Origin of the sequence: Mesorhizobium sp. LCM 4576 (genome assembly GCF_001854815.1) — a bacterium.
Lineage (GTDB): Bacteria > Pseudomonadota > Alphaproteobacteria > Rhizobiales > Rhizobiaceae > Mesorhizobium > Mesorhizobium plurifarium.
This window is the reverse complement of sequence record NZ_MDDT01000059.1, coordinates 1-21,506: the sequence shown is the minus strand read 5'-3', so window position 1 is coordinate 21,506 and position 21,506 is coordinate 1. Positions and strand designations below refer to the sequence as shown.

Here is a 21,506-nt window from a genome sequence, read left to right as displayed (position 1 = left end):
AGCGCCGGGATCGCGGTGCGCACTACCAGTCGGGCGCGAATGCGTAACCGGCAGAGCGGACGGTCCGGATCACATCGCTTCCCACAGATGCCCGAAGCCYTTTGCGCAACCTGGCAATATGAACGTCGACACCGCGTATGTCGGTTGCGGCGGCGTGTTCAGGCCATGCGGTCGCGACCAGTTCCTCCCGGCTGAGCACCTTGCCAGGTTGCGCCAGCAGGCTGCGCAAAAGCCTGAATTCGATTGGCGGCATAACGATTTCTTTTTGCTTGAAGAATGTCCGGTGGGTCTGTCGGTCCAACCGGAAATCGCCCTGCACCAGATCGCCTGCCTTGGTTTGGCGCGCAAGCCTGGCGGCCCCTGCCTTGCCATGCAGCCAGGTCAGAAGCTGCTCGGGCGCAAAGGGCCGGGAGAATATCTCGTCCACGCCCGCCTTGATGAGGTCCAGGTGCAGTTTGCCGGAACGAGGCGCGACCAAACCTGCAAGAGGCGCTGCACTTGTCGCTTCGGACGATTTGAGCGACAGGCATAGCTTGGCGACTGCGCGGTCCCCCGGCTGACAGTCCAGGATGACCGCAAGCGGCGCTTCGGCCTTAATGGCGCGCGCAATTTCCTTGTCCGCCGTGATCAAGCGGGTTTCGAAGCCGGCTACTGAAAGGATATGCCCGAAAACCAGAAAGAAATCCGGGTCCTTCGAAGCGATCAGGACCAGCGGCATCATGAGTTCATCAACCGAATTCGGTGCACCATAGGGCTGACTACCGCGCAAATGGGCGCGATGACAATATCCCCTGGCGGGCGAACCACCAGCTGCCGGAGGCAATCAGCCTAGATTTTGTCCGCCAGTATGGCGCCGGGGATGCCGTAAGCCTGGCGCGTCTGCTCAATGGCCTCAGGCGTGACATCGATCAGCAGCGCGATGATGTCGCCATCGGGATGTTCGAGAGCGTTGCCGAGTTCGTAAAGCGTCCAGCCAAGGGCACGCAGGCGTTTCGGCCAGAATGTTTCGCACACGACGCTGATTTGTCGAATCCCCAGACTTTGCGCCGTCTCAAGGAGGCCGCACAGAACAAAGCCGGCGATCGGCGACGACGCTCYATGCGTGCGAAGCGATGGGACGACAAAAAAGCGCGTCCATTCGAAAATGTCAGCCGCTCGCGGAGGCGTGCCGCCGGCGAGAACCGGGAAAACCTCGCTCATGAGATGCGGCTGCAATGTCGGAACGAGACGCGAGCCGCCGACGATCTTGCCATTTGTATCGAGCGCCAGAACGTAAAGCGCATGCTCGTTGTCGAAGGCGTCGATCTCGATGTTGATGGGCCGGGCGACGGCGCGCCAGCGTCTATGCTTGACGTAAATGTCGTAGCGGATGCGAAAATAGCGCTCCAGCACTTTTCTATACTGCTTCCTGTTTTCCCAGGTGACCAGATGAATACGGACCATGACGCCTCCAAAAGTGGAGGTCGTAGGAAAACACGCTTCATGCCCGTATGATGGTATTCAGGTATTGCTAAATCTGGATTTCCTGCCGTCGCAGAGCTTTGACGATGGCATGCGAGACATTGGCCGCGTCGAGCTTTCCTCGAATGTTGCGCTGATGGCTTTCAACTGTGTTCCTTGTGACGCCCAGGATGCAGGCGATGTCTTCGTTCGACTTGCCTTCCGCACTCCACTCCAGGAGTTCGCGCTCGCGCGGCGTCAAGGGCGCGGCATCGACGGCCTGGCCGGATTGTTCCAGCCCTGACAGACGTCGGAAGGTATGCACGCAAAGCGTCTCGATGAATGGCACGTCGCTCGGCGCTATTTCAATCCGATCGCCCGCTGCCGTGACGACGCCTGGCCCTGCCAGCGGCACGTGGACGGGAACGCAGAGACCTTGGCCCATCCCGAAGTCCGCCGCTTCATCCATCACCAGCTTTGCGCGCGCAGAAAGCTTTGCCGGCGGAAGTTCGTCCCATAGGAATGGCTTCGGCGAGTGCCGGCACTGCGCGACGCAGGGATCATGCGAGAAATAATCCTCCGACATGTAGCGAAGGTACCATTCGGGCGGCCAACCATCGACCAGGATCTGTCGGCTCCAGTCGGTGTCGTGCGGCACGGGCAGGCCGGTGATCAGAAAATAACGCAATCCGTAGCGCTCGATGRCAGAGCGGAATTCTTGGAGGATGTCATCCACCGAGCACGCGGCATCGATCCTTGAGATCGCTGCAAACAACCCGACAAGACTATCGATCTCCATCGGCAGACCTCGACAAGTGTCAGGCCCCATCCCGGTCAGGAACTTAAGGTCACAAATACGGTATATTCAATGGGACTTGCGCCGAATGTACACTTCAGGAGTCAATTAGCCGGCGCAAAGATAAAGACCCTGAAGGCCGCATCAATGTTGGCTCAACAGACCGCGCTTCATTCGGATGACCTTGGCGTCGTCTGCTTTGTCCCGCGGGCTGCTCGCCGAATCGCGGGAACAGCCGTGATCAACTCTTGCGGCTCGACATCCAAGGCCTTCGCCAGGATTTCGACTGTATCCAGCGTGGCGTTGCGCCGACCGGCCTCGACGCTGCTGATATAGGCCCGCGTGCGGCCCGAGACGAAAGACAACTGCTCCTGCGACAGTCTTCTTTCTCTCCGTAGCCGCTGCACGTTCAAGCCAAAAACGCCGCGAAGTTTCATCAAACAACGGATGCTACGACGCGCACTATGGTGCGACACACTATAGTGCACATTCCGCATTGACAGCGGTGCCGCGGGCTGTTTGAAACAACCGGCGAATTTATCGTTTCCTGACACAGGAATAGCCATGCCGAGCCGGCCGTTTCGCGACCTCGCGCACGACATATCCGTGCATGCCTCAGGCGAGATCAGCCGACCCCGAACGGACAAGAGCCGGGTCCTGGAATTCGTCTGCATCCGTTGCGGTGCCTCCTACCCCGCCGATATCAGCATCGACTCCAAAGGGTGCGCACGGTGTCAGGCGACCGCACCAGCAAATCTTCGGCCGGTTTATGCGGATCCTGCTCATCCCCTGGAGGGCGCCACGCCCTCGCGCTCATTGTGGCGTTTTGCGCCTATGCTGCCTTGCAATGCCGCGGATGCAGTGAGCCTTGGCGAGGGTTTGACGCCCCTAATCGCGGCGCCGCGCATCGGCGCGGTTCTCGGCGTGCCCAATCTCGCAATCAAGGACGAAGGTCGAAACCCGACCTGGTCGCATAAGGATCGCTTCTCGACCGTCGCTGTCAGCGTGGCGCGCGCCCGTGGCGCGAAGGTCGTCGCGACCGCCTCCTCTGGCAACGCCGGCGCTTCCCTGGCGGCCTACGCTTCCAGAGCCGGGTTGAAGTGTGTTGTCACTACTTTCGCCGGGTCAGCCGGCGCGATGCTGGCGCAGATCCGAAAATATGGCGCAACGGTGCTGCCCCTGGTCAACAAGATGGACCGATGGTCGCTGCTGGAACAAGCGGCTGCCCGCTATGACTGGTTCATCGCCTCGCCCTATCACGGTCCGGTGGTCGGCAGCCATCCGCTTGGCATCGAAGGCTACAAGACGATCGCCTACGAGATCGTCGAGCAGTCGGATGGCAAGGCGCCGGACTGGTGCGTCCTTCCGGTCTGCTATGGCGATGCATTGTCCGGCGTGTGGGCTGGCTTTTGCGAATTGCATGCGCAAGGGGCAATCACCCAGCTGCCCCGTCTCGTCGCCGCGGAGGTGCACGGGTCGTTGGCGGACGCGCTTGCCAGCGGCGCCGATGCCTTGAGTGAACGCAAGCTGCTTTTCGACAGCCTTGCGGTATCAATAGGCACGCCGCGCAGCACGTTCCAGGCTTTGAAGGCTCTGCGCGAATCCGGCGGGCACGCCGTCCCCGTCGACAATCACGGCCTTGTCGCGATGCAGGAACGCCTTGCGCGTGACGAAGGAATCTTTGCCGAACTGGCATCGGTTACGCCGCTGATCGCCATATCGATGTTAAAGGATCAAGGGGCTATCGCGGCCACAGACCGCGTCGTGGCCGTCGTCACCGCAAGCGGTCTCAAGGACCTCGATAGGTCCACCCGATCGAACGAACACGGCGAGATCTTCCAGACGACGCAAGACGCCTGGCGCTGGCTCGACAAAAGCGGGCCGGATCTCGTCTCATAGATTCTCCGCCGCACCAATAGCCGATGGCACCACAGTTGCTGCCTGGGTTTTGAGCACATCGTCGAGACTGCGCCGCATCCAAAGAAATCGCGTCCATTGYGTCTCCGCGGCCGGTGCGATTGTCGTCAGCGTCCTCGGCTCCGACGGTTCCTTGCAGGGCCAGCCAGGCAGGGTTGCAAGCCAGTCGTCATTGTAGACGGTCTCGGCATGGCGATGGCCTTCGTCAGGCATGATGACCGCGACCTGTGCGTCCGGAAGGKTCTCTGYAACCCAACGCGCCACCAACGCGGCGGCGCCGCTGGTCGGACCCATGAAGATACCGTGCTCGCGCAGCAAACGGTGCGCGCTCAGATACGCCGGATAGGCGCCGACCCAATGGATCTCGTCGACAAGCTCATGCCTGACGTTTTTCGGCAGAACGCTGTTGCCCAGGCCCCGCAGCATGYGTTTGCCGACGGGCTGCCCGAACAGAATGCTGCAATGGGTATCGACGGCAAACACCGTCAGGTGGGGAAAGACCGTTCGCAGAAAGGAGGCCGTGCCGCATAACGAACCGCCGGTCCCTATGCAGCCGACCAGACAATCGACCTTTCCCATCGCCCGAATGAAAAGTTCAGCCAGCCGCGCATAGGCAAGCCAGTTCCCCGGACTGTCATATTGGCGGGTCCAGAAGCCGTCCGGCTCCTTGGCGAGGATTTCCTGCAGGCGCTCAAGCCGGCCAGGCTGGTTGCYGTCGCCGCGCGGATCGTCAAGCGCGATGACCGTGGCGCCGATGYGCTCCAGCCGGGCTTTGTATTTGGCGTCGATAAGCGTCGAAGCGGKGACGAGGGTAAGGCGATAGCCACGCGCCGCCGCCAGCAGCGCCACCGCCATGCCGAACGTGYCGGATGTCGTTTCGACGATGTGGGAGCCTGGCTTCAGTTCGCCATTCGACGCTGCCCGATCGAGAATGTAGCGAGYCGGCATCAGCTTCATCAGCGGAAAAGCCGCCGCGACCAAATTTGGCGCCAGGCGAGCCAGGCGTGGAGTTTCGAGGTCCCTGAAATAGTCGACGGCGAGGGTCACCATGTCCAGCCCTCCGCATTGACCAGATGGACCTCGATGTCCTTGAAGCCGGCGCGTCTAATCTGTTGTGCGACCAGAGCTGCCCGTCGCTTCAGATTCGATGCGAAAAGATCGAAGATGAGACCAAACAACGACCCGCTATGGGCGACTTGCACGCCGCACGCCCCGGCCCGCCTGGCGATTTCAGCGATCTCGTCGAAACCCTGTTTCGGCAAGTGGCGTTGACTGATCAAGGCACTGGCCGAGGCGGCACGTCCAAGGAGATTGGGATCCTGAAGGGAAATCGCCCGCGCCACCAGCGCCCGAAGCACGCCGAATTCCTGGATTTCGGCACTGTCGTAGCGCGCCGGCGGCAGCTGCAATGTGTCGACCGGGACACCGCCATTCGCCTTGAACCCGACCAGTAGCAGCGGCGGCAGCGAGCCGCCGAAATTCTCGATCACCCGGCCCTCGCGTTGCGCGAACAGGACCGCATGCTCATCGAATGCGATCGCGTCGCTGGCGCGCTCGGCGGCTACGGCGAGACGGCCGATGGTCGAGGACCGCAGCTGCACCTTGAGGGCCGCGGCAACCGCGCGAATGGAAGCGACGACGTCCGCGGTCGACGAGCCGTAGCCGTGCCCCACGGGAATCGAACTTTGCAGCGTCAACACGCCACCACCGGTCGCATTCAAGAAATCGAGCGTGAGCCGCGCGGCTGCCGACGCCTTGATCTTGTGATCCGGGTGGACAATGACTGCATCTTCGTCGCTCCTGGCAAAGATCGCCTCGGACCTCAAACCGGCAATCGGCAGCGTGACGAGCCCGCGATGAAGGCGCCCGCCATCGTCCTTGAAGACGCCCTGGATGAGTTCGCCGTGATGCCCAATAGCCGCTCCCCTTCCGGTCGAAGGCCGCGGCGTTTCACGGCTCACAAGGTCGCCGGCGCCAGYCAWTTTCATCTCCCCCACGCGTTGTCGCAGCGGAGGAGGATGGCGGTGACGGCTGACACCCGCTCTCAAGGAATTCCGGTATTGACGGCTTGCTGTCGAACGAGCCAGCCGGGAGGCRCACGATCCATCGTCAGGCAGCGGAGCCGAGATGCCTCAGCGGCCGGCCAACCGAAATCGATTGCGCCGCAGCCATGATACCCTCGGCATCGATCGCGTAATGCCGGTAGAGATCCGCGATCGTGCCGGTCTGGCCAAAATGCTCGACCCCCAAAGCGCGCGTGCGGTGGCCACGGACCGACCCCAGCCAGGCGAGCGTCGCGGGGTGCCCGTCCAGCACCGTCACCATGGCACAGGAAGCCGGAAGACCGGCCAGAAGCCGCTCGACATGACTTGAGGCGCGCGGATGGCCGTACTGGCGCGCCCGGGCCGCGGCTGACCAGCCGGCGTTCAGCCGATCGGCCGAGGTCACGGCCAGAAGCCCGATGTCGCGGCGATCGCCGGCCATCAAGCCCACCGCCTGTACCGCTTCGGGCGCGACTGCTCCGGAGTAAGCTATCACCAGTTCGGCGTTCGGCCCGGGCTCGCGCAGCCAGTAGGCGCCATCGACGATGTCGCGCGCCAGCTTGCTTTCCATCGGGCGTGCCGGCTGCTCGATCGAGCGCGTCGAGAGCCTCAAGTAGACCGAACCTCCGGTCTGATCGCGCAGCCAGCTATGGTCGTCAGGCTCGGCTTCGCCGGTGCGCTGCAGATAGTCGAATGCCCAACGCAGGATGACTGCCAGTTCATCGACATAGGCCGGCTCGAACGTCGCCAGACCGTCCTGCGCCATGCCGATCAGCGGCGTGGCGATCGACTGATGCGCTCCGCCTTCGGGAGCCAGCGTCACGCCGGAGGGCGTCGCGGCCAGAATAAAGCGGGCGTCCTGGTAACAGGCATAGTTGAGCGCATCGAGGCCGCGCTCGATGAAGGGATCGTAGAGCGTGCCGACCGGAAGCAGGCGCTCGCCGTGAAGCGAGTGTGACAGGCCGAGCGCGGAAAGCATCGTGAAAAGGTTCATCTCGGAGATGCCCAGTTCGATATGCTGTCCGGACGCCGCAAACGTCCAGTTGAAGGTGGAGGGGATGCGCTCCTCGCGGAAAATGTCCGCCTGATCGCCGCGGGCGAACAGACCCCGCCTGTTTACCCAGGCGCCGAGATTGGTCGAGACAGTCACGTCGGGTGATGTCGTGACGACACGGCTGGCAAAATCGCTGTCCGACTTTGCGATCTCATGCATCAAAAGCCCGAAGCCTTGTTGTGTGGACATGAACGGCTGAGCGGCGAAGCCGATGCGCGCCGGCACCGGAATGGCAGGGGCTTTGTGACGACGCGGGKCTGCCTGTGCGAAAGGCGAGGACGCAAGGAAAGATCGTATCGCAGCCTCGTCATAGGCGAGCCCCTCGAACATGTCCCATTCGCGCCCCTCGCGGACACCCATGCCTTGCCGGAGCGCGTCGACTTGCGCCGGTGTCATCAATCCGGCGTGGTTGTCCTTGTGGCCGGCGAGCGGCAGGCCGAAACCCTTGATCGTATAGGCGATGAAGCAGGTCGGGCGATCATGCCCGCGCGCTTCCTCGAAGGCATCGATGATGCTCTCGAGATCGTGGCCGCCGAGATTTGCCATCAATGCGGCAAGCTCTTCGTCGCTGCGCTTCTCGATGAGACGGCTGACCGGTCCCTGATCGCCCAGATCGTCCAGCAGGCGCCTGCGCCATGCAGCGCCGCCCTGGAAGGTCAGCGCGGAATAGAGCTGATTKGGGCATGCATCGATCCATGCCCGCAGCTTCTCGCCCCCCTCCTCCTCGAAGGCGGCCTGCTGCAATTTGCCGTGTTTGAGGATCACCACATCCCAGTCGAAGTTGCGAAAGATGGTTTCGAAACGCTGCCACAGGCCTTCGCGCACCACCGCGTCGAGGCTCTGCCTGTTGTAGTCGACGACCCACCAGGTGTTGCGCAGGCCGTGCTTCCAGCCCTCGAGAAGGGCCTCGAAGATATTGCCTTCATCCATTTCGGCGTCGCCGAGCAGAGCGACCATCCGGCCTTCCGGCTGGTCGGTGTTCCAGCCTTTTGCCCTGACATAGTCCTGGACCAGAGAGGAGAACAGGGTCTGCGCGACGCCCAGTCCAACCGACCCGGTCGAGAAATCGACATCGTCGATATCCTTGGTCCGGGACGGATAGGACTGCGCCCCGCGATAGGCACGAAAATTCTGCAGCTGCTGAAGCGTTTGCTTGCCGAACAAATACTGGATGGCATGGAAGACCGGGCTGGCATGCGGCTTGACGGCGACGCGGTCCTGCGGCCTCAGGATCTTGAAATAGAGCGCCGTCATCAAGGTCGAGGCGGACGCCGACGACGCCTGGTGGCCGCCGACCTTGAGGCCGTCCGCCGACTCGCGAAGATGATTGGCGTGATGGATCATCCAGACGGCCAGCCAGAGGACCTTGCGCTCAAGCTCGGAAAGGATCGTCATCGTCGGGCTCMTGTGAAATCTCGCCTCAACGATACCTGCGTCGATCTTCCAAATGTGGCTATTCTTGCGCAAAGCGATCGATGATATTGGCTGATCCAGCCAACTGGGAGCCATCGATGAGGGAAACATGCCAAATCCGGCGCTTGACGCAATCGACCTGAAGATCATCGCTGCGCTGCAGAAGAACGCCAAGGCGACTTCGAACGACCTCGCCGAAGCCGTCGGTCTTTCGCCCTCGCCTTGCGCCCGGCGCGTCAGGCTCCTGGAGAACGCCGGCGTCATCAAGGGCTACACCGTGGTGGTCGACCAGAAGAAGCTCGGCCTGCCGATCAGCGCCTTCGCGTCGATCAAGCTTGAACGGCAGCGCGAGGACGATCTCGACCGGTTCTCGCAAGCCGTGCTGCGCTGGYCGGAGGTGGTCGACTGTTATCTGATGACCGGCCAGCGCGACTACCTGATGCGCATCGTGGTGCGCGACCTTGAAGCTTATGAGCGGTTCATCAAGGACAAGCTGACGCGGCTGGACAACATCGCTTCGATCGAAAGCAGTTTCGCCCTGGGTCAGGTCAAGCGCTCGGAAGTGCTGCCAATCTGATCGAGCGATTGTTCCGCGACGGCCATCGCGGCTGCAGCCGGTCTGCGTGACCTTGCGCTGATCGAGGGCGGATGCGCCTCATGATCGGCGGTCCCTGGCCGCATCCTCRATCAATCTCGCCAGTAACTGGCGGAATCGTTGGTCAGACTTGTCCCCAATGTTTCCTATATCTTCCGCAACCATGCCGGGCGCAGAAACCGACGCCTCCCCACTTATCGAAACGCTGACCTTGAAGGCCCTTGCGTGGTTTTTCTCCACCGCTCCATTCCCGTAGATTCGGAATTCAACAGATGGCGCAACGGCGCTATCCTCGGGGCGTGGGATGGGTTCTATATCGATGATCACCTCTCCCGCCACGTCTGCCTTGGCCGCTTCCAATGACGCGACGACGACCTCCGTTAGCCAAGCTCTGGCTTGGGTGCCAAAGTCCACCTTTGGAGTATGCCCATCCGCGCTCTCGTCCTGCCGACGGTGAGCTTTCTTGCCCCGCTCAAGGGCCTCTTTGAACTTGGACATTTMCGGCCGCCTCCGACCTGTCATCGCATGAAGTACGGCAGATCGGCCGCAGCTCTCCAATCTAAGAACGCACACGATCCTCGGATGTTGCGCCTGGACGAGATTGGTGCTTTGGCCCGCATAACTGATGCGCTCTGCGGGCTCGCTTACCGGGTGCGTGGCTGGACCGTCAGTTCTGATGGCTTTTCGCAAGCGCACGTGATCGGCATCGAAGTGGCGGAGATCGTCAACGTCATTAGGCCGCGTGGCTACTCGCCTTGGTGTCCAGGGAAGGTGAGCGAGCGCGACACGTTAAGCACTACGCTACCTTTCGAACAGCAGCCCTGAACGGGTGATCGATGGTGAAAGCGTCCGGCTGGATTCCCCGCTCGATCTGCGTCCATGTGACAGGATGGGCAATAGGAAAGCCGGGCCGCGCTCGTGGCGAAAACGTACCGACTGCAGTATTGCCGCGCCCGTTGCGAAGATAGTCGAGGAAGATGCGACCCCGTCRGGCTGCTGGATTGGCTGACAAGAGGTAACGGTCCGGCTTGGCATCGATGAGGCACTGGGCGAGCGATTTGGCCATTTGCCGCGCCTTGTCGTGGGTCACACCCGAAGCCAGCGKAGCCGTCAGGTGAATGCCTTTGCCCCCGGTGACCTTCGGCCAGCTCCGCAAACCAGCCGCTTCCATGATGTCACGTAGCGACAGCGCCGCCTCGATCACCGCATCCCATGGCACGCCTTCGCCAGGATCGAGATCGAGCACGAGCTGGTCGGCATGCTCGATGTCGTCAACCGTAGCGTTCCAAGGGTGCAGCTCGACAGCGTCCATTTCGACCAACCCAAGCAGCCCGTCGAGATCGTCTACCMAAACCCGAACACCTTCGCCGCCCTCGCGCTTCTGAACGCGTAGCTGGTGCACCGGTCCTGGTATCAGAGGCAGCGGTCCCTTGTGATAGAAGGTGGCCCCGTGCGCATGACGTACCAGCTTCAGTGGCCTTCGTCCCAAATGGATCAGCGCCCGGTCGGCCACCCGCCGCCAGTAGTCCACAAGCTGTTCCCTGGAAGGTGCAACAGCATYGGGTAGCAGCTGGAGAATGTTCTCGCGAGGAACGCCATGCTGGCCCTCCAACCTGCGCTTGGAGGGCGABGGCGGCTTCGCCGGGATCACCTGGAGATCCTCGCGTAATCCCTTGAACACGGCCTCGCGCAAGATGCCCCGGTCCGTCACGCCACTGAACTGCACCTCCGCCAGCACCTCCGGCCGGACCCACGTTGCCTTGGGCTTTTTGATCGGCTCCGAGAGAGGTGATTTGCTGATGATGAGCGGATCAAGCCGCTCGCGAACCCGCCGGGCTTCCTCCAGCGTATAGCCGCTTTGCGCTTTTCCAGCATAGAGCAGCCGCTCGCCCTGCCACCTGCCGATATAGAGCGAAGCAATGCGGCGTGGCCGCGCGCCAAGCTTTTCGACGAAAGCGACAATCGGGAACGTGTCGCTCTTGACGCACTTGACCTTGAGCCAGCTCGTTTGGACACCGGAGCGGTAGGGAGAATCAGCCCGCTTTGAGACCACACCCTCCAGGCCCATGCGGCAGGCATGGTCGAACACGTCCTTGCCGCTGATTTCCAGGTGTTCGGCATAGGTGAGTGTTGGAGCCGTTTCCTGCAGCAGCCCGTGCAGAGCGGCTTTGCGCTCAATTAGCGGCTGCTGTCGAAGGTCGCGGCCGTTGAGGTGCAGAAGATCGAACGCGAAGAACATGAGCTTCGGCGAGTTCGGGTTTCCCAGCTCCCGCTCGAGAGCTTGGAAATCCGGTAAGCCAGTCTTGCCGAGGACGACCGCTTCGCCATCGAGGATAGCGGATCGGACCGGCAGGTTCGCCGCCGTCTGGACGATCCGTTTGTACCGATGCGACCAGTCATAGCCGCGACGCGTGAAGGCACGTGCYGCACCACCTTCAACGATAAGCTCGGTCCGGTAGCCATCGTATTTGATTTCGTGCAGCCAGTCCGCGTCGGCAGGAGCGTTCTCGACCAGCGTCGGTGATTGGAATTCGATGAAGGCGAGGTGACCGGTCGATTTACGCATGCACTCGAACTCCTGGACCGGGATTCAAACCGGGCCGGAGCAATCGGTTCCGAAGATTTTAGCAAAATTGAATATGGTTGCCGGCCGCCGACGCGGTCGGCTGCTGCCTCTGAAGTTCTTGGACTTTGAGGCGATGATCGTGCGCCGTTCGCTTAACGGTCACTCCAGCGGTGAGCCATTTCTCGTTGCCGCAATATTTTGTACATATTTTGTATATATATATTGACGCAAGAGCAGGCCTCAACGTAGCGTTGAAGGGCTGGGGCCGGGGTCCCTGCGCGCAACTCAATCTCACGGGAGGACTGCACGATGAAATTTCGAGCCCGATCGGCCGCCATTGGCCTCGCCTGCATCGCCTATGCCGCGATTGTCGGATCTGTGCTGCCGGCCACGGCGGAAACGACAAAGGAACGCGTCTTGAGAGAGGGCCGGATCGTGATCGGCATCCACAACCGCGCGCCATGGGGCTACAAGAAGGAGGAAACCGGCGAGTTGCTCGGCTGGCACCCGGACCTGCTTAGAGCGGCGTTCGCCGACCTCGGCGTCAAGCAGATCGACTTCCAGGTCACCGAGTTCGGCGCGTTGATTCCTGGCTTGATGGCCGGGCGTTTCGACGCCGTGGCGTCCGGCTTGTCGATAACGCCGCCGCGGTGCCAGCAGGTCGCCTTCGGCGCTCCCGACCTGAGGCAGGACGACGCGGCGATCGTTCTCGCCGGCAACCCCAAGGCGATCCATGGCTATGCGGATCTTGCCAAGAAATCCGACACCATCATGGGTGGCGGCCGCGGCAGCAACGTCATCCAGAACGCCATCGCCGAGGGCGTCCCTCAGGATCGCATCCTGCAGTTTCCCGACATCGAGACCAACATCGCGGCACTACGTGCCGGCCGCATCGACGCCGCTGTATTTTCTTCGCCGACTGCGATCGGGCTGCTGGCCGGCAAAAAGAGCCCCGATCTGGAGCGCGCCAACCCATTCACGACCGACGAGAAGTCGATCAGCTACGTCGCGATCGCGTTCAGGAAGGATGATGGCGACCTGCGCGACCTTTACAATCAGGGGCTGGCCAAGGTCATGTCGAACGGCACGATTGCCACGATCATGGCGAGGTACGGATTTGGTCCCACGGAAAACGTGCCGCCAGGATTGACGACCTCACAGTTGTGCGGAGCTCCCAACTGACCGGTTCGGCAACGGGAAGACGCCCAGCAATCGCAGGACCTAACGGCGCCGCGCGGCCCKGGCGGCGCCTTCGCCCGCAGACCCTCATATCACTGTCGCTCGGGATCGCCGGATGGCACGACGTCCTCGGGGATCTCCTGCCRCAAGCTYGGCCCATTCGCCAGCCGCCTGCCAAGCGCGGAAACGAAGGCGTCATAACGCTCGCTTGCCTTGGCGCGCGCCGCCTGGGCCAGCGGCTCAGGCAAGGCCGGAGTGGTGGCAAGCCAGAAGCGGATGAAGACCGCGTGGGTTTCAACCGAGATGCCGACGTCGCGCTCCAAGCGTGCAATCCGGCGATCGATCCGGTCGAGACGTTTGGAGATCGCCGCCTCGCGTTGCGCGTCTGCATCCGGAGAGAGGAACGAGGCGATCGCCGCCTCAGCAATGAGCGACTGCGGGCGATCGCGCCGGGCGGCATAATCAACCAGCAAGGCCATCACGGCAGGATCGAGATAGACAGAAATTTGGACCTTCTTCTTTCTTGCTGTCATGACCTTCACAGCTCCATGCCGTCGTTCGGGTCGAGCGCGATCTGACGTGCCACGCCCCGAACAAGGCGAGCCATCCGGCTGCTCTTCGCAGCGAGATCATCCGTCTCATCAGGCGCTTCGAGCTCGAATTCGTTCACGGGCGGCAGCTCGGCAGCCGGGAGAAGAGGATCGAGCTCCGGCTGACGTCGCAATTCGGACTCGGTCGACGCGTCCGGGACTTTCGCCAGGGCAGTTGCGGCTGCCATCCCCGGCGGCGGAGCCGGCAACGGAAGCGCCGTCCAATCGTCAGGCTCCGCCTCGGCTCGAGCCGCGACAGCCGGTGGCGGCATGACGCRCTCCCGCAACCGCGGGTCTTCGAAATAGCGCGCCTTCTTCGCCCGGATAGGCGGCGTGCCCGCCAGCATGACGATCTCGTCGCCGGCCGGCAGTTGCATGATCTCGCCGGGCGTCAGCAACGGTCGCGCCGTCTCCGAGCGCGACACCATGAGATGACCGAGCCAGGGCGAGAGGCGGTGACCGGCATAGTTCTTCATCGCCTYCAGCTCGGTCGCTGTGCCCAGGGCATCGGAGACGCGTTTGGCGGTGCGCTCGTCATTGGTCGCGAAGCTGACCCGTACATGACAGTTGTCCAGAATGGAATTGTTCGGGCCGTAGGCCTTCTCGATCTGGTTGAGCGACTGCGCGATCAGGAAGCTTTTCAAGCCATAGCCGGCCATGAAAGCGAGCGCGGATTCGAAGAAGTCGAGGCGTCCCAGCGCCGGGAACTCGTCCAGCATCAGGAGCAATCGATGGCGATCCGTCCTGGCCTGCAGATCCTCGGTCAGACGGCGGCCGATCTGGTTGAGGATGAGACGGATCAGCGGCTTGGTGCGGCTGATGTCGGAGGGCGGCACGACGAGATAGAGCGTCGCCGGACGAGGACCGGCGACCAGGTCGGCGATGCGCCAGCCGCATGCGCGCGTCACCTCCGCCACCACCGGATCGCGATAGAGGCCAAGGAAGGACATCGCGGTCGAGAGCACGCCCGAGCGTTCGTTGTCGGACTTGTTCAACAACTCACGGGCGGCGCTGGCGATGACCGGGTGCGAACCGCCCTCCCCCAGATGCGGCGTCGTCATCATCGCGGCCAAGGTCGATTCGATCGGCCGCTTGGGATCGGACAGGAAGGCGGCTACGCCGGCGAGCGTCTTGTCCGGTCCGGCATAGAGCACATGCAGGATCGCGCCGACCAGGAGCGCGTGGCTCGTCTTTTCCCAATGGCTGCGCCGTTCAAGCGAGCCTTCGGGGTCGACCAGGATGTCGGCGATGTTTTGCACATCGCGGACTTCCCATTCACCGCGGCGAACCTCGAGCAAGGGATTGTATGCATCCGATCTTGCATTGGTCGGATCAAACAGCAGCACCCGGCCGTGGCGAGCGCGGAAGCCTGCGGTCAGACCCCAGTTCTCGCCCTTGATGTCATGAACGATCGCGGAGCCCGGCCAAGTCAGCAGCGACGGCACAACAAGCCCGACACCCTTTCCCGAACGCGTCGGCGCAAAGCAAAGCACATGCTCCGGTCCATCGTGCCGCAGATAGTGAGTTCCATAGCGCCCCAGCACCACGCCGTCGGGGGCGAGCAGGCCTGCCGCCTGCACCTCGCTTCTTTCGGCCSAGCGTGCGGAGCCATAGGTCGCGACCTCCCTAGCCTCGCGGGCACGCCACAGYGACATGCCGATTGCTACGGCGATCGCGATCAAGCCGCCCGAGGCGGCAATCAGACCGCCGCGCGCGAAGATGGCTGGTGCGTAGGCGTCGTAGAAATACCACCACCAGAAGATGGCGGGCGGATAGTAGACCGGCATGCCGCCAATGACGAACCAAGGCGTTCCGAGCCGCTCCTGATAGCCAAGCTGCCAGGCCGCCCATTGCGTCGAGGCCCARATCGTGAGGAGCACGATCAGGAGGACGACGACGATCTGTCTCCAGAGGACTTTCGTTCCCGACATTCGCTTCTCCTCGTGCCGAGAGTTCGCCAAGGTGGCTGCGAGATGCAACCGCCGGCTGACGCCGATCGCATCGCGTCGTATCGTCGGCAAGAAAGACAGGGAATCGGGAAGTCCAAGAGCGCCTCCTCGATTGCGGGTTTGAGCGGCAGATATCATACGCGATCGCGTATATCCAACTTCTATACGCGTTCGGGTATAGTGCACATTTATACTGCGCGCGCAGATGCATAAGTTGACGGGCAAGCCGGCGCCATCGAAGCCTGCGGCCCGAGATGCGGACGAACGCCAAGTCTCCATGCCGCGATTGTGTTGCGGTCCAAGTCGTCAGCGCCACGGCTCAGGAAAACCGTGAGGATCTGCTCCCAAGGGATTTTCGCGGCCGACATGGCAGGATTTCCTTTCAGCTGCTAGAGACCTAGCCCGCGCTTGCGGGCGAAGCTCCATTCGACACTGCCGTCGCCGCGAGTGCTGCCGCTGACATGCTGGCCCAGGTGCCTTTCGAGCGAAGGTGTCCAGGGCACGAGCTGGAACCCGAGGCCATCATCGATCATCGCGAAGCGGCCGGACGCGAGCGCAAAGCGCTGGCTGTAGGTACCGGACACGGATTCGCCAGGTGCGGCACGGTTGAACGAGCGGCCGGATTGGGCCGCGATCCTGCCGCCCAGCGCCTCGAGCTCCCTTCGGCGCAGCGTGTCGATCAAGTTGCCGGCAAAGACGGTCCCGCTCGGCTGCCGCTTCGCCAGCCCCAGCCCGACCAGATGCTCGACGCGCCGATCGAGCGCCTGGCGCACCTCGGCGCCGAAGCCRCCATCGGAAAGAGCTGCCGCAGTACGRGCAAGCGCCTGCCGGTCGAGCCAGGTCGCCCCCTCCGCAACCACCTGTCTGTCGATGTCGAGATCGGAGCGCACGGCAAGCGCCAGCCGCCGCCGACCCTGAGCGTCCTCGAATGTGCGCAGTTCGACGATTGCGCCTGGCGCACCATCGCCCGCCGCCTCGAGATCGGCGAGCCGGACGTGATGACAGCGGCCGTCGACGCCATCGATGACCGCATAGGCACTGCCGCTCAGTTCGTCATCCAGTCCGCGCTCGATCAGACGGCCGGTAATCCTCTCGCCGATGCTCTCTGCGRCCAGCACATAGCTGGCGCTCGGGCGTTCGATGTCGCGGGCCGAGAATGYGCGATGCATGCGTTTGATGATGTCGGCGCGCTCACCCATCTGGCGCAGCGTCGCCTCGGCTCTCTCGCTGACGATCCATTGGCCAGGGCCTATCTGCTCGGCGAGGCCAAGCGTTTCCAGCCTGCGCACCCGCCCGATCTGTGGCGCGATGAATTCGTCAGGCTGGCGATCGGCGCGTGGCGCGAGATCGACGACGCCGTTCTCGCCTGCGTCGCGGAGCAACTGGCGGTCCAGCCCGGTCCACCGCTCGGCCTCGACCTGGCGCTCGACATGCCGGCGGATCTCAAGCTCCGACCGGGGGCCAAGCTCCTGCGTGACGAGCTCGCTGGCGCGATCGCGCATGCCGCGGCTGATGTAGTCGCGCGAGATCACCAGGTCTTGGCCGTCGTCGGCCCGGCCCCGCAGGATGACGTGGACATGCGGATTGTCGGTGTTCCAATGATCGACCGCGATCCAATCGAGCGAGGTGCCGAGATCCTTCTGCATGCGACCCATGAGATCACGGGTGAAGGATTTCAGGTCGGCCATCTCGCCGGCATCTTCGGGCGAGACGATGAAGCGGAAATGATGTCGGTCGTCCTTGCAGCGATCGACGAAATCTGCGGTCGACGCATCGTCGACCTCCGGTCCGAACATGCGGGCTCTCGCATCGTCGCGTGTGACTCCCTCGCGGCGCAGATAGTTGAGGTGGGTCGCCAGCGGCGCGCCGCGTTTTGAATGGCGAACCACGCGGGTCTTGATCGTGGCTAGGCGGGAGCGGCCGGTGAGGAATCGATTGGCTTGAAGGCTCGCTGCGCTGCCGCGTCCGAACTGCGAGCGCCTGCCTGTCCCGATCCGGCCCGAGCGCGACACGCCACCGGCCTTTTGCGCCGCCGCAAGCGCCTGGGCGATGAAGGGCCGCGACGATTGGGCTCGCGTTGAGYGAATGCGGCCCGGACGGATACGGAACTCGTGCTCATCAGACACGGCACACGCCCTCACCTTGCCATAAATACAGCGAATGCAGCGGCTTGCCTGTTCTCAGCACATTGCGCCGTGGCGCTGYAATGTGCGGGAAGCGGTAAAAAAGCCAGCAAATACAACGAGCCGACCGCAGCACAATGTGCGCCCTTTTATCTTGCCGTCCCTCGGTTGTTGCCGTAACCGTCTGGTCCCTGCAAAAATTTGAAGTAGTGCATGCTCGCGTCATGTCGGGTTCCTTCGGTTTGTGGAGGACAATCGGATGGCGCCTCGCCRCTCCTGGGCCAAGGCCAAGAGCGCCTACTGGTCGTCGCAGGTCGCTAGCTGRCTCGGCAGCAGTCTGAGCGCGCAGGGATTCTGCCACCAGGCCATCTCTCGAACAGGACGTTCGATCCGTCGATGGACCATCTGGCGAGCAGCGAAGACCCACGTAAACGCGCGCTGGCTCTCGCCGAATGATGAGGATTGGACAACTCACAATGGCGGTGGTCGTATGTTGTTGCGACCCCGGTGGATGGTTCATAGTTGCAGCGTGATGGGGATAAACAGATGACCCAGTCTTCCGCAAACGGAGCAGAGACAAGACTGYTTGCCGAGGCCATTGCCGCGCTTCGTGAGCTGACGTCGCGGGCGCGGGAGACGCACGACCGATCGTTCGACGATGGCCATTCCGCCGATTCCTGGCAGAGCGATGAGCTGCGTGCCGCGATAAAACGTGYTGAGGCAGTAATTGCGAAATCGGAGGCTCCCCGAGAATAACAGGCTGCGTCGAAAGTCTGCTTACTTGAACCTGCAAACTCGGGATTCATGTCAAGCCGGACCTGACGTGCAGCGGCCGAACGCTTACTTGTTGCCCCGTGTCCCATGCGCAGCAAAGGCGGCGACGTCCAACGGGAGGCCGGGACGCGATGTGACGGAGACTTCGTCATCGCTGCGATATCCGCAGGCCGGACCCAGTGAACAGCTGCCGCGGCTGCGAACCGGCCGCGAAAAGTTCGCGCACGAACGGTGACGATGAGACCCCCACGGAAGCGTGTTCACCGGACGAACGACCGGCACTGCCCAGGTGGCCGGACCGCGCTGTGAACAGCGGCGCGGTCTTCCATCTAGTGGCCTTGCTATTGGCGGCGGTGAGCGCGCCGGTCGCATCACCGCCGCCCGACAAAGGGCGAAGCTTCGCGACATAGGCGCGGGTTTCGGCCGGCAGCGGGCGGCCCCTCAACGAGGCTTCATAGCGCCCCGGCCCCGCATTGTAGGCGGCGAGAAAACCCGGTGAACCGTATTGATCATAGAGCTCGCGAAGATAGGCAGCGCCGGCAAGGATGTTGTCGTGCGGATCGAACGGGTCGCGGCCCAGTTGGTGACGAAGGCGCAGCTCGGCCCATGTTTCGGGCATGATCTGCATCAGACCCACCGCGCCCTTTCGCGACACGGCGCGCGGGTCGCGGGCGCTCTCGAGGTRCATGACCGCGCGTATCCAGAGCTGAGGAACGCGGAAGCGGCGCGACGCCTCGACGATATGTGCCGCGTATGGATCGTGGGCGGATTTGCGGGAGACAGGCGCGGATTGTGCGGCGGCTCCCGTGATCGCGTGGCAGAAAATCAGCATGCCGGCGACGAGCCGACGTGCTTGCCTCCAACCAGACAACCAGGTGACGGGGCGGCGTTCGTGCGCACGGTTCGGYGCCGACGGCCCGCTCATCGAGCGCGCTCCGGCCGCCATTTCGGCCGGATCCAGCGCAGCGACCAGGAACCGTCGTCGGATCGGAAGAGACCGGCGCGAAAGCGCCGGCCAAACAATGGATCCTCCAGCCGGCACGACAGATAGTCACCAGCCGTCTGCCCGGTTTCCTTCCAGGCCGCGCCGACCTCGGGGCCGCTGCCATCGCCGATGTGGATGCGAAAATCCGGCGCGTTGCCGCTGGACGTCCTGATCGGGACAAGCATCAGTTCGACATCGACGAGCAGTGTTCGAATGCGTCCGGCGTAACCGGATTCTGTTTCCTTGAAGACGCCGATTTCGGCCATGGACTATCTCCTTCCTCTGTTGGCTGGGCTGAATTTCAGTTCGCGGGAGCAAGCCAGGTGTAATGGCCATTGCCCTTCTCGTCGGTCCAAAGCGGTATTGCGCGCCCAACGATCGAGCTCACCGGGAACGGGCCGAAGTAGCGCCCGTCGAGACTGTCCTGGACACGCCGGTTCATGACGAAGACTTCGGCGGCGGCGAGCGTGCGGCAGCCCTGCCAGTCAGGCAGCGCGCGTCCCTTGCGGTCGCGCTCCAGCGCGCCRCCAATGGCAAGCCCGTTCACCGTGACGAGCCGGCCGAGGCGACAAATTTGCTGTCCAGAAAGTCYCTCGATGTGCTTCAGCATCGRCACGCCGAGCGGAAGGTAGCCACGCTTGGCGGCGAAGCGTGCGACCGGGTCCGGCGACTTGATGACAACGAGCGCGCCAGCCGTAGGAACGGCCATTGTCCTGATCGCGTAGAGCCCGATTGGTGCGCTGGCCGATGCGTTCCATAGCAGCAGCGGCGGCATCTTGCCCAAAGCCGGAGCGACCGTTGCGGAGACAGCCGCAAGCACCGCGGCCATGCAAGCGGCGCGGCTCATGAGGTGGCTCGCTTGCGCAACAGAAAGGCGCGATGCTGCGCGAGCGAGTAGGCAGGCGGCGTTCCGCCGGCAATCAGTCGGTTGTGGGTCTGACGCCAATAGTCCGGTGCGACCTCAACCGGATCGAGGCCGCTCGCCTCGATCGCGTCGATGAGTTGCAGGACCCGCTCAACCTTGCCCCAACCTGCGATCTTGAGCAGGATCTCGCCGCCTGGCCGGATGTAAGGCATCGTCTGAAAAGCTTCAGCGGGCAAGACGGCGCGCACGATGTCTATGCGCGAAACGACGGTGCCAAAATCATTCGCCGCCCAGCGCACGAAGGCAAAAACACTGCCTGGCGCAAATCCCACGACGCGGCGGCGCTTGTCGATGATCGTCTGATCAGCAGGGCGTCCGAAGCGAATGCGACGCTCGATCCGCTTCTCGATCCAGATCAGCTCGACCGTGGTGAGATCGRCACCCGGCACCGATTGGGGAGACGGCGTCATGTGCCGGCTCCCTCGCGCCGCCCGATGCACCGTCGCTTCTGCTCCCCGCCGCCAGTCCGCGGCTTGCCCGCAAGACTGTTAGATTGAGAGTTAGACTCTAAGTTAGGAGCGCGATTCCCCGTTTCGGGGCCGTGCCTTAAAGCCGATGGCGGTTCCCGAAAGCACGAGGATGCGGTTCCCGATGGCACGATAGTTCGGGTTCCCGATGGCACGACGCTGTCCACAGGCGCCGGCGCCGGTTCGAAAGCCAGCAACACTCGGCCGCCAGCTTCCACCTCCGTGAACAGAAGGTACCCAGGAAGCGGTTGGCGCCGCACGATGTCGCGCAGCTCGAAGGCGAAGCGCTTGAGCGGCGAGRGGCTGCCGGACTTGCGATGCAGGTGGCTGATGTCGAAGCGCCAGYCGGCGCGCTGGCGACCGCCATGCTTGCGCACCAGTCGATAGAGCCAGCGCTCCAGGCCGCCGGTCAGCCCGAAATAGGCCCGGTCTATGGTCAGGATCAGCGCGTCGTCCATGACGGCGCGGTAGAACCAGTCGGGCAGGATCAGTTCGAGGCCAAGCGGGCGACCGTTGCGACCCGAGCGCTCCTGCCATTCGTTGATCCACGAGAAGCGATGGCGACGGCCTTCGGCGGGTTGGCGGATGGAGGTGACGACGCTTGTCGACTGCAGGCGATCGAGCGCCGCCTTGAGGCGCAGGTAATCTCGCTTGGAGACGCCGCGGCCGATGAAGGTAAGCATCTCGTAGG

General features: G+C 62.9%; 20 protein-coding genes. 3 read left to right on the top strand and 17 right to left on the bottom strand.

Going from position 1 to position 21,506, the window contains the following annotated elements:
• Positions 1-22: 22 nt before the first annotated feature.
• The 4 genes from LCM4576_RS29555 to LCM4576_RS29540 form a co-directional block, all read right to left on the bottom strand.
• A complete protein-coding gene (locus tag LCM4576_RS29555) occupies positions 23-721 on the bottom strand; it encodes a response regulator transcription factor (protein WP_071035958.1) in 699 nt (232 codons plus the stop codon).
• A 107-nt stretch (positions 722-828) separates the two neighbouring features.
• A complete protein-coding gene (locus LCM4576_RS29550) occupies positions 829-1,443 on the bottom strand; it encodes an acyl-homoserine-lactone synthase (protein ID WP_071035957.1) in 615 nt (204 codons plus the stop codon).
• 67 nt (positions 1,444-1,510) lie between these two features.
• Positions 1,511-2,239: a LuxR family transcriptional regulator gene (locus LCM4576_RS29545; RefSeq protein ID WP_071035956.1), complete on the bottom strand. Its 729-nt coding sequence runs from the start codon at positions 2,237-2,239 to the stop codon at positions 1,511-1,513.
• A gap of 167 nt (positions 2,240-2,406) precedes the next feature.
• Complete coding sequence (locus LCM4576_RS29540) at positions 2,407-2,673, bottom strand: helix-turn-helix domain-containing protein (RefSeq protein ID WP_041005381.1); 267 nt, start codon at positions 2,671-2,673, stop codon at positions 2,407-2,409.
• 127 nt (positions 2,674-2,800) lie between these two features.
• Between LCM4576_RS29540 and LCM4576_RS29535 the strand changes: the two genes are divergently transcribed.
• The gene (locus LCM4576_RS29535; protein WP_244508276.1) at positions 2,801-4,135 is read left to right on the top strand and encodes a threonine synthase; all 1,335 of its coding nucleotides are present in this window, start codon (positions 2,801-2,803) and stop codon (positions 4,133-4,135) included.
• Here LCM4576_RS29535 and LCM4576_RS29530 read toward each other — a convergent pair.
• The 3 genes from LCM4576_RS29530 to LCM4576_RS29520 all read right to left on the bottom strand — a co-directional run bounded on the left by LCM4576_RS29530 (position 4,130) and on the right by LCM4576_RS29520 (position 8,644).
• The gene (locus LCM4576_RS29530; RefSeq protein ID WP_071035955.1) at positions 4,130-5,203 is read right to left on the bottom strand and encodes a PLP-dependent cysteine synthase family protein; all 1,074 of its coding nucleotides are present in this window, start codon (positions 5,201-5,203) and stop codon (positions 4,130-4,132) included. The genes LCM4576_RS29535 and LCM4576_RS29530 overlap by 6 nt on opposite strands.
• Entirely contained in the window at positions 5,197-6,114 is a 918-nt protein-coding gene (locus tag LCM4576_RS29525; protein ID WP_244510951.1) for a kinase, read from the bottom strand. The genes LCM4576_RS29530 and LCM4576_RS29525 overlap by 7 nt, the downstream gene beginning before the upstream one ends.
• Before the next feature lie 148 nt (positions 6,115-6,262).
• Positions 6,263-8,644, bottom strand: coding sequence for a transketolase (locus LCM4576_RS29520; RefSeq protein ID WP_071035953.1), 2,382 nt, complete (start codon positions 8,642-8,644; stop codon positions 6,263-6,265).
• A gap of 127 nt (positions 8,645-8,771) precedes the next feature.
• Between LCM4576_RS29520 and LCM4576_RS29515 the strand changes: the two genes are divergently transcribed.
• A complete protein-coding gene (locus LCM4576_RS29515; RefSeq protein ID WP_071035952.1) occupies positions 8,772-9,239 on the top strand; it encodes an Lrp/AsnC family transcriptional regulator in 468 nt (155 codons plus the stop codon).
• Positions 9,240-9,317: 78 nt separating this feature from the next.
• On the opposite strand, the gene LCM4576_RS29510 is transcribed toward LCM4576_RS29515, so the two are convergent.
• Positions 9,318-9,755 (bottom strand): hypothetical protein, encoded by a 438-nt coding sequence (locus tag LCM4576_RS29510; protein ID WP_041002490.1) that lies wholly within the window; start codon positions 9,753-9,755, stop codon positions 9,318-9,320.
• Positions 9,756-10,053: 298 nt separating this feature from the next.
• Positions 10,054-11,823 carry a DNA ligase D gene (gene ligD, locus LCM4576_RS29505; RefSeq protein ID WP_071035951.1) on the bottom strand — a complete coding sequence of 590 codons (1,770 nt, stop codon included), beginning with the start codon at positions 11,821-11,823 and terminating at the stop codon, positions 10,054-10,056.
• A 309-nt stretch (positions 11,824-12,132) separates the two neighbouring features.
• Here ligD and ehuB point away from each other — a divergent pair, with 309 nt between their 5' ends.
• Positions 12,133-13,005 (top strand): ectoine/hydroxyectoine ABC transporter substrate-binding protein EhuB, encoded by an 873-nt coding sequence (ehuB, locus tag LCM4576_RS29495; protein WP_041005397.1) that lies wholly within the window; start codon positions 12,133-12,135, stop codon positions 13,003-13,005.
• Between the two features lie 89 nt (positions 13,006-13,094).
• Here the strand turns inward: ehuB and LCM4576_RS29490 are convergent, their stop codons facing one another.
• From LCM4576_RS29490 to LCM4576_RS29455, 8 genes are all read right to left on the bottom strand, one after another.
• Positions 13,095-13,535 carry a CopG family transcriptional regulator gene (locus LCM4576_RS29490; RefSeq protein ID WP_071035975.1) on the bottom strand — a complete coding sequence of 147 codons (441 nt, stop codon included), beginning with the start codon at positions 13,533-13,535 and terminating at the stop codon, positions 13,095-13,097.
• Between the two features lie 5 nt (positions 13,536-13,540).
• Positions 13,541-15,523 carry a conjugal transfer protein TraG gene (locus LCM4576_RS29485; protein WP_071035949.1) on the bottom strand — a complete coding sequence of 661 codons (1,983 nt, stop codon included), beginning with the start codon at positions 15,521-15,523 and terminating at the stop codon, positions 13,541-13,543.
• A 407-nt stretch (positions 15,524-15,930) separates the two neighbouring features.
• Positions 15,931-17,667 carry a VirD2 family relaxase/mobilization nuclease gene (locus tag LCM4576_RS29480; protein WP_071035948.1) on the bottom strand — a complete coding sequence of 579 codons (1,737 nt, stop codon included), beginning with the start codon at positions 17,665-17,667 and terminating at the stop codon, positions 15,931-15,933.
• A gap of 919 nt (positions 17,668-18,586) precedes the next feature.
• A complete protein-coding gene (locus tag LCM4576_RS29475) occupies positions 18,587-19,363 on the bottom strand; it encodes a lytic transglycosylase domain-containing protein (RefSeq protein ID WP_071035974.1) in 777 nt (258 codons plus the stop codon).
• On the bottom strand, positions 19,360-19,689 hold the full coding sequence (locus LCM4576_RS29470; RefSeq protein ID WP_041002480.1) for a DUF736 family protein: 330 nt from the start codon (positions 19,687-19,689) through the stop codon (positions 19,360-19,362). The genes LCM4576_RS29475 and LCM4576_RS29470 overlap by 4 nt, the downstream gene beginning before the upstream one ends.
• 35 nt (positions 19,690-19,724) lie before the next feature.
• A complete protein-coding gene (locus LCM4576_RS29465; RefSeq protein WP_071035947.1) occupies positions 19,725-20,270 on the bottom strand; it encodes a S26 family signal peptidase in 546 nt (181 codons plus the stop codon).
• Complete coding sequence (locus LCM4576_RS29460) at positions 20,267-20,758, bottom strand: DUF2840 domain-containing protein (protein WP_071035946.1); 492 nt, start codon at positions 20,756-20,758, stop codon at positions 20,267-20,269. The genes LCM4576_RS29465 and LCM4576_RS29460 overlap by 4 nt, the downstream gene beginning before the upstream one ends.
• Positions 20,755-21,506: replication initiator protein A (locus tag LCM4576_RS29455; protein ID WP_071035945.1), on the bottom strand; the 752-nt coding region annotated here is incomplete at its 5' end. The genes LCM4576_RS29455 and LCM4576_RS29460, both read right to left, overlap by 4 nt.

Excerpts from the sequence above, each read along its gene's own strand:
- ehuB (WP_041005397.1), top strand. The coding sequence starts at position 12,133 with ATGAAATTTCGAGCCCGATCGGCCGCCATTGGCCTCGCCTGCATCGCC.
- LCM4576_RS29535 (WP_244508276.1), top strand. The coding sequence starts at position 2,801 with ATGCCGAGCCGGCCGTTTCGCGACCTCGCGCACGACATATCCGTGCAT.
- LCM4576_RS29470 (WP_041002480.1), bottom strand. The coding sequence starts at position 19,689 with ATGGCCGAAATCGGCGTCTTCAAGGAAACAGAATCCGGTTACGCCGGA.
- LCM4576_RS29540 (WP_041005381.1), bottom strand. The coding sequence starts at position 2,673 with ATGAAACTTCGCGGCGTTTTTGGCTTGAACGTGCAGCGGCTACGGAGA.